Source organism: Acetobacterium paludosum (genome assembly GCF_008086595.1).
GTDB classification, from domain to species: domain Bacteria; phylum Bacillota; class Clostridia; order Eubacteriales; family Eubacteriaceae; genus Acetobacterium; species Acetobacterium paludosum.
The window spans coordinates 124,620-132,184 of sequence record NZ_RXYA01000015.1 but is presented as its reverse complement, the minus strand read 5'-3'; the positions used below and the strand labels follow the sequence as shown (position 1 = coordinate 132,184).

At 39.4% G+C, this 7,565-nt stretch carries 7 protein-coding genes; 1 reads left to right on the top strand and 6 read right to left on the bottom strand.

Annotation, left to right across the window (positions count from 1 at the left end):
• The first annotated feature begins 272 nt into the window (after positions 1–272).
• The gene (locus FZC41_RS14915; protein WP_148568241.1) at positions 273–533 is read left to right on the top strand and encodes a hypothetical protein; all 261 of its coding nucleotides are present in this window, start codon (positions 273–275) and stop codon (positions 531–533) included.
• Positions 534–726: 193 nt separating this feature from the next.
• On the opposite strand, the gene FZC41_RS17745 is transcribed toward FZC41_RS14915, so the two are convergent.
• The 6 genes from FZC41_RS17745 to FZC41_RS14885 form a co-directional block, all read right to left on the bottom strand.
• The gene (locus FZC41_RS17745; RefSeq protein WP_148568240.1) at positions 727–2,553 is read right to left on the bottom strand and encodes a flagellin N-terminal helical domain-containing protein; all 1,827 of its coding nucleotides are present in this window, start codon (positions 2,551–2,553) and stop codon (positions 727–729) included.
• A gap of 415 nt (positions 2,554–2,968) precedes the next feature.
• A complete protein-coding gene (locus FZC41_RS14905) occupies positions 2,969–3,640 on the bottom strand; it encodes a hypothetical protein (protein ID WP_148568239.1) in 672 nt (223 codons plus the stop codon).
• A gap of 38 nt (positions 3,641–3,678) precedes the next feature.
• A complete protein-coding gene (gene flgL / locus FZC41_RS14900) occupies positions 3,679–4,770 on the bottom strand; it encodes a flagellar hook-associated protein FlgL (RefSeq protein WP_148568238.1) in 1,092 nt (363 codons plus the stop codon).
• 56 nt (positions 4,771–4,826) lie between these two features.
• The gene (flgK, locus tag FZC41_RS14895) at positions 4,827–6,425 is read right to left on the bottom strand and encodes a flagellar hook-associated protein FlgK (RefSeq protein ID WP_148568237.1); all 1,599 of its coding nucleotides are present in this window, start codon (positions 6,423–6,425) and stop codon (positions 4,827–4,829) included.
• Between the two features lie 16 nt (positions 6,426–6,441).
• Positions 6,442–6,939, bottom strand: coding sequence for a flagellar export chaperone FlgN (gene flgN, locus FZC41_RS14890; protein WP_148568236.1), 498 nt, complete (start codon positions 6,937–6,939; stop codon positions 6,442–6,444).
• A gap of 27 nt (positions 6,940–6,966) precedes the next feature.
• Entirely contained in the window at positions 6,967–7,284 is a 318-nt protein-coding gene (locus FZC41_RS14885; protein ID WP_148568235.1) for a flagellar biosynthesis anti-sigma factor FlgM, read from the bottom strand.
• Positions 7,285–7,565: the final 281 nt, after the last annotated feature.

Sequence of the window (7,565 nt, the reverse complement as noted above, 5' to 3'; positions counted from 1 at the left end):
ATGGTCTCAGGAATTGCCCGAGGTGTGCAGACTCAATCACAAATACAAAAAGTGCCTCAAATAATGATGTGATCAGTATAGCAGGTTTCGATCAGACTTGCTATACGCCATCTTTTGAGGCACTTACGTTTTGAACCTGCGAAAGGTTCTTTATGCCCATTTTCAGTTTTTTATGCCGGAATTGAACGGGAATAGCTATTATCAAAAATTTGTAATTATTCAGTAGGCATTACTTATATAATATCACTCAGGACATGATCCGAGATGCAGAAATGGAGCAGCAGAAAAAAAACAGGCAGAAGAACTATCAATATAAAATGACGATCAATGTCAATATGGCTATCGGCATTATCAAGGAAGACTTGATTCATATGGCGCTGGAAGATAATACGGAGAAAAGAGAAGTGATTTTCAAGGCAATTATTCAGGCAATCGCTAACAATATTGTTCCAATCCGGGAGAATCGTCATTACCCGCGATCAAAGAAGCATCCAGCTATAAAGTACCCGATTACGAAAAAACGCAGCTACTAGAAAAACATACCTTTTGAAAAACCTTTATTAAAGTTAGCTATAAACAGATTTTGTATTTTAAAAAGCAACTCTCTTCGAAAATAAAGAGAGTTGCCATGATTCGTTTTACCTATATTGCTTAAGTTAATGACATTGACCCGAAGGTGGCCTTTTTATTGAAAATCATTCATAGAATCAAATATATTGTAATTAATTATTGTAATAATGAAAGAACATTCTGTGGTTGTTTATTGGCTTGAGCAAGCATTGACTGAGCAGCCTGAGAAAGAATATTATTCTTAGTGAACTCTGTCATTTCTTTTGCCATATCAACGTCACGGATACGAGATTCAGCTGATGTTGCATTTTCTGATGATGTACTTAAGTTGTTGATGGTATGTTCCAAACGATTTTGTACAGCACCAAGTTTTGCACGTTCTGATGATACTGCTGTAATAGCATCGTCAATCGTTGTGATTGCAGCATCTGCACCACTTTGTGTTGTTAAATCTAATTTATCAATTCCTAAATCTTTTGATCCCATCGCAGCAATTGATAACGAAGTACTCTGTTTTTCATTGGCACCAATCTGGAATTTCATCTCATTACTTGAATCAACATCAACTTTAAAGGTGTCTCCATCTGCAGCAGCAGCATTTAATTTAAATGTTAAACCCGTAACTTCCGTACCTGTAGCATCTGTTAAGCTGACTTTTGATACCTGCGCCTTATCAATTGTAAATGAACTCGTGCTATTACCTGTAACAGAGGTTCCTGTTACATCAATACCTGCAACACTTATAGCACTAGCTAAACTACCACTATACTGATAAGCCGTTCCAGACGCATTATTGACAGTATTTCCTTTAGAATCCTGAAGAGTTATTGTTGCAGTATTACCGGATTTATTATAATTAGTAACCGCTATAGTATAAGTTCCTTTATCCAAATCAGCTTTTGTTAGATCCAAAGTAGGCGCACCGGAAGCACCAACACTAATGGTAAATGTACTCCCAATCTTTGCAGTGTTTGCCAACGAAACAGTAACACCACTTGTTGTGCCACTCGAAGCAGTTGCCGTACCACTTGCTCCAAGTTTGAATGCATTTGAAACTTTAAATACTGATGCATCATTCACAGCAGCACCAGAAGTACTCAGAGTTATAACTTGACCACTAAAGGTTAGCGCTGTAGCGCCACTAGCACCAGAGAATTTTATTGAAACTGTTCCATCCGCACTTGTCAATGTATATGCATCACCAGACGTATCTTTTTGTGTCATTGTTAATGTATAAGTATCTGCATCTAATCCAAGACCACTGGCGAAAGCGACAGTGCCACTTCCACTTTCAAGTGCAATAGTCCCTGAAAGCGCTGCAGAAGTACTACGTACTACTGATCCTGAATATGTTCCTCCGACTGCTCCAGACGCACTAAAACTTGATACGGCTCCACTTGCATCATCCGTTTTTGTCGATTTCTGCGTAAAAGTTCCTGTTGTACCTGAGGCAGCTGAAATAGTTACATTCGCTGTATAGCTACCTGTTGCAACACTGGCATCTACGCTAACATCAGCAGAACTTGTAATGCCTGCATAGCTATTTGTATTTACTTTTGTTGCTTTATCCCCATTCAGAAGTTTCTGAGTATTAAATTCTGTATCTGTGGAAATTCGGTCTGTTTCTGAAGTCAACTGATCGATTTCCTTTTGAATTTCTTTACGATCCGATGTGGTATTGGTATCATTTGAAGACTGAACAGCCAATTCTCTCATTCTCTGTAAAATTGAATGGGTTTCGCTTAAAGCACCTTCAGCTGTTTGGATCAAGGAAATACCATCATTAGCATTATTGGAAGCTGTATCCAAACCACTAATCTGTCCACGCATTTTTTCTGAAATTGCTAAACCGGCTGCATCGTCTCCAGCTTTGTTAATTTTCAAACCGGATGATAATTTTTCCAGCGATTTAGATGTTGCGGCTGTATTCGCTGCCAATTTGTTATAAGTGTTTAACGCTGCGATGTTATGATTGATTCTCATTTTTTTGTTCCTCCATTTTTTTATTGACCGATGACCCCCGGCCTGGGGAATTGTTTAGGCCTTCCTTCGTACGCAAGGTCTGCCAAATGTTTAAGCTTTTTCGCTCTTGTTATTTATATCGACCATCTTTCCGGATACTTTAGAAAAAAGTATTTTTTTTCTAAAGTATTTTCATTTTGTCAATCCGTCAATCGCTCTGATACTGGATAACAATTTCGAACTTTGAACCGGTACGAAATCGGCCAACTGCTTTAGCTCTTGCGCTCTTACTATTTATATCGTCCCGGTTATAAAATACTTTAGGGTTCTTTTTCAAAAAATAAAAAAATTCTCTAAATTGTTTTGGTGTTTTCCCAAGCATTTAAAGAATTTTATTTTACTTTTCAGATTAAGATATAACGGCAATTGAGTGAAGTTAGACTCTTTGATCAAGTTTTTGTCCTTCTCCATTTGAAACCTTTTCGGCACTTCCAGCCGCCGGTTTGTAGTCAGGCGCCGCACTGAGCGGAACATATAACGGTCCAACTCCTTCTATCGGTTTGTAATCCGGATTGGAACTCGGCGGAACATAGATGGGTCCGCCAACATATTTAATAATCACATCCGGCCGCTGCGTTACGACTAATTCCAGATCCGGTGGATAAAACTGGGTATCGGTATTATCAGCCGTTGCCGTACTACTGGAAAGCCCGCTCATGTTAAAGCTGATTTCCATATTGTTTTGTTCATCGTTCCCGCTTTGCGGCGTGGTTGGTAATAGGCCGGCGATGGAATTGATGTCTCTGGTTGATTGTTCAAAACGGATTGCCTGGGCATCGCCATCTTCCATTTGAATGTTGAGATTCAAATTTCCATCTTCACCATAATCCGCTGTTGCCGTATAAGTTGAATGATCCCAATTATACGTGGAACTCGGCTTAAAAGAATCCTGAATGGGAATCCGAATCGGATTAGACGTGATGCTTTTTTTCCCGTCTTCCTGAGCGACGCTGACCTGGGTTGAATTAACCGCTGATAACTTCAGCGGTTCTTTTTTTACAAATTTGATCTCTATTGGGACAGTTTCAATTGTAATTAAAGGTTCCATCTCTCCTCCTACAAGAATTAATCCGATAAATTTTTAAATTATGACATGTAATCAAAAACGGATTGCTGAATGAGCTTGCTTCCCATTTGAAGAGCGGCTTTATACGCTACCTGCTGGGTTGAATATTCCAGATAGGCAGAAGCGGCATCAACCCCTTCTACGGCCGTTTGTTTTTTCTCTAAGTTATAATTCTGGTCTTCATACCGTGACGTCATCGCTGTTAAATAATTGGTTTTTGCTCCTATTTTAGTTACGGAGAGGCTGGGATTCTGGGTTGCTTGCTGAAATTTGCCGTAGAGCGTATTCATCGTGTCAAAAGAATAACTGGGGGACTCAAACTCACTGGCAATCTGTCCGAGCAGATCGTAAACATTATTTGAAATAGTTTGTGACTTTCCAGCTATTGTAACCTTATCATCAGCATATATGATATTTCCATCGGTATCTTTAAGAACATTTCCGGATGCATCCGTTGTGGCTGTTTTTGAAACGCCGTTGCCAACCAGATCAATCCCCGGAGTCGAATAGCTGAACACTGAATTTTTATCGACTTCACCTGAAGTTTTGTCGAAAGACACCCCCAACCCAATATCGACATAGAGAGAATCACTCTGCAGATTCTTTAATACCGTACTTCCATCCGTCAAACCATCTACTTTTTCACCATTATAGACCAGTTTACCATCCGTAACGGTAAACGGTGCTGTTCTGGTATTACTGCCACCGAAAATATAAGTATCCGATGACTTGGTGTTAAGCGTATCCAGTAATTCGCTTTGGATAGTACGCAGCTGGGTTGCAATAATCTTACGTTCATCCACACTTTGGGTGCCGTTCATTCCCTGCAGTGTTTTATCCGTTGCTTCTAAAAGCGAGGTCTGCATTCCGCTGATGGTCGATTCAGAGTTGTCCATAAAATCCTGGGACGAGTCGATATTATTTTGGTAGCCTTCCACCTTTGTCAAATCTCTTCTGACCTGATAGGCTTTAACGGCTGATGATACATCCTCGGAAGTGCTTGAAAATTTTCGACCGGTGGCAACCTGGTTGTTTAGCTTGTCCAAATCTGTGGAAAGATTATTTAAATTCGTATTGTAATTTCCGGTTGTCATTTTATATGTAATTCTCATTTTTTATTCATTCCTTCCTAAGTTATCTTTAGCTTTGCTAAAATCGCACCGCTGAATCAAGTTCCCATTGTATTAATGATCTTATCAAGATTTTCATCCAGAATATTAAAATACTTAACGGCCGCATTATAGACTTTTTGATAAGCGGTCAGGTTAACGCCTTCTTCATTAAGCGAAACCCCTGAAACAGATTCTCTTGAGGTGTTAATTGTAGCCAATACACTTTTAGCTGTCGTCTGAAAACTGGTGTTAAGCTTCACATCGGTGGAAAGGCCGGTCAACAAAGAAGTCATATATTTATTGTAACTCCCGGTAAAAACGATACTTTTAGTGGTACTACCTTCTGGTGTATAGTCAAATTTCTGGTCATCATTCATGGCTGAAACCATTCGCAGAATATTGTCGTTACTTCCAGACGTGGTACTCGCTGTGGTTGGGGTTGTCGTAATATAGGTCGCATTTTTCAACCATGCCGATGATACCTGAATATTTGCCGCGGTGATGTTATTGGTTGAGCTTCCATCCGAACTGGTAAACAAAGGTTTTGCAGTTCCAGGAGCCACCGTTGACGTTGTTGTGCCATCGGTATTTGTTATCGTGGTTGTAACATTGGCATTAATATCATTGAGTACGCTGGCAAATTTATTTGCAAAAATATCCATCGTCTTTGAATAATAAGAAATTCCCTGGGCCGTGTTCTCAGTTCCTGTTGCATAACTTCCTTTGCCGTTAAGAATGTCTAAATAGCCTTTAACCGTACCATTAGAAAAATAATTATTGACATTCGTTTGGTCATTCCCTTTGGCATCCGTCATTGAAAGGCTGATCGTATCAGTTGCCGTATCATCTTTATAACTTAAGGCGCCGTACTTGTCCTTATCGACAATTGTAATACTCTTGTTTGTCGTGGGATCGGTAATGGAAATACTTAAATTTGAGATGGTTAAATCATTCGAAATCTTTTCCGGGGTACTGCTGACTTTAATGGCAGCAACGCTTGACAGTTTATCAATGAGACTATTTCTCTGATCATATAAATCGTTGGGTGTATTGCCGTGTATTTCTTCTTCTCTAATTTGTCCATTTAAACTTGCGATGTTTTTAACATCCGTATTGAAATCACTGTTAACCGCAATATCTAAATTCTGAACTTGTTCCGTCTTGACTTCGGCAACGCGGTCGGCATACATATTGATGTACTGGGTTACCTTTTGAGCCGATGCCAGGATGGTTTCGGCAATATCCGAACTGGTCGGAGTCTGTGAAAAAGTCTGCAAATCTTTAGTAAAGCTAGACAATTCACTTTGAAGGGCCGCTGTATCCGCTTCATCAAAAACACTCTGTAAATCCGTCAAACCCGAAACCTTGGTATTGTAACTACTCGTTTCCGCATTTTGGTTACGGTAACGCGTATCAAGATAAGCATCTCGTGTTTGAGTGGTTCTGACGGCTTCGGCGCCAAGACCAGTTTTTGCTTCATTGTTGGCATATTTCTCCGTAGCACCGCTGGAAGTAACGGCATTAACATCCACCCGTTGTCTGGTATACCCATCCGTATTGACGTTCGCGATATTATTCCCAGTTACATTAATCGATGCCTGACTTGCTTCCAGTGCTCTACTAGCCACTTGAAATGATACAAAAGATCCAGCCATATTATTTCTCCTTTATTTAAATACTTTTCTCAAAAGCCCTTGGCAAGTTGATACTCCCCACTTCTGTGCCATCTTCCTGATACGTTGTTTTATCACTCTTTAATTTCGATTGGGCGATATTCTTCTTGACCTGATGAAGTTTCATTTCAAGAAGAGTTTGACATTTTTCTTTGTAAAACTGGATTTCCCTACTGGTTTTTTCAAATTGACTGAGCAGTTCATCAAACCGCAGCTGTTCGTCCATGGGAAGCTGCTTGATGACTTCAGATAAATTTTTTCCGGTCAAATTAAGTTCATTCATGTAGCCCGCAACATCCTCAGTGAAATTCTTTGTTTGATAAATAAACAGCTGCTGATGATTCAGGTTGATACTTAATTCATCGAGACTTCCGCTTTGTATCAGCATCAGCTCATCTTTCAGTTTAGGTATCATTTCTCGATGAAGCTTAATAACCCCGAAAAGATAGTCATAAAAGTTATCCAGTATTTGTTTATAATTTTTATTTTCAGACATTTTAAGCCTCCTCAAAAAATTGCTTTACTATTTTTTTAAAATTGCTGCTGCAATCGAATCAGCTGAGACATTGTAGGTTCCGTTATTTACAGCTTCCTTTAATTCACTCAATCGATTCGACTCTTTTACGGTGACATCATACAAAATAGAAGACTTTGCGACATTAAGACGACTGTCTTCAAAAGATGTATTATGATTGCTTGAAATTTCAGTGCTGTCGGTTTTACTTTTTGCGATGCTTTTTTTGCTTTCTTGAGCGTCAACTTTACGTGTCGACTCTGTTGTTACCTCTTGTCCAATCTTTGATTGAACAGTGGTGTTATTATTTGCTAATCCTATTTTCATGGCTAAACCTCCTCTTACTCATTTAAACCTTTATTTTTAAATTCTTCATTCTTTTATTTATAAAGTCATTTTTATCTTCTGTTATACATATCGTCATTATAATAAAAAACTTTAGAAAAAGATATAAAAAAAGTTTGTGGATGTGCGGGCGATTGAGAATCGCCCCTACGGGGGGTGTGACACCATTGGCGGATCGCCCGCCGGTTGTGGGGGTTTGCCGAATGCATAGGGGCGGGTATTACCCGCCCGTCAACGTTTGTTGGGGTATTTGCGTTTGCAGG

Bases quoted from the DNA above. Each gene is read 5' to 3' on its own strand.
- flgL (WP_148568238.1), bottom strand. From the start codon at position 4,770: ATGAGAATTACATATAAAATGACAACCGGAAATTACAATACGAATTTA.
- FZC41_RS14915 (WP_148568241.1), top strand. From the start codon at position 273: ATGGAGCAGCAGAAAAAAAACAGGCAGAAGAACTATCAATATAAAATG.
- FZC41_RS14885 (WP_148568235.1), bottom strand. From the start codon at position 7,284: ATGAAAATAGGATTAGCAAATAATAACACCACTGTTCAATCAAAGATT.
- flgK (WP_148568237.1), bottom strand. From the start codon at position 6,425: ATGGCTGGATCTTTTGTATCATTTCAAGTGGCTAGTAGAGCACTGGAA.
- FZC41_RS14905 (WP_148568239.1), bottom strand. From the start codon at position 3,640: ATGGAACCTTTAATTACAATTGAAACTGTCCCAATAGAGATCAAATTT.
- FZC41_RS17745 (WP_148568240.1), bottom strand. From the start codon at position 2,553: ATGAGAATCAATCATAACATCGCAGCGTTAAACACTTATAACAAATTG.
- flgN (WP_148568236.1), bottom strand. From the start codon at position 6,939: ATGTCTGAAAATAAAAATTATAAACAAATACTGGATAACTTTTATGAC.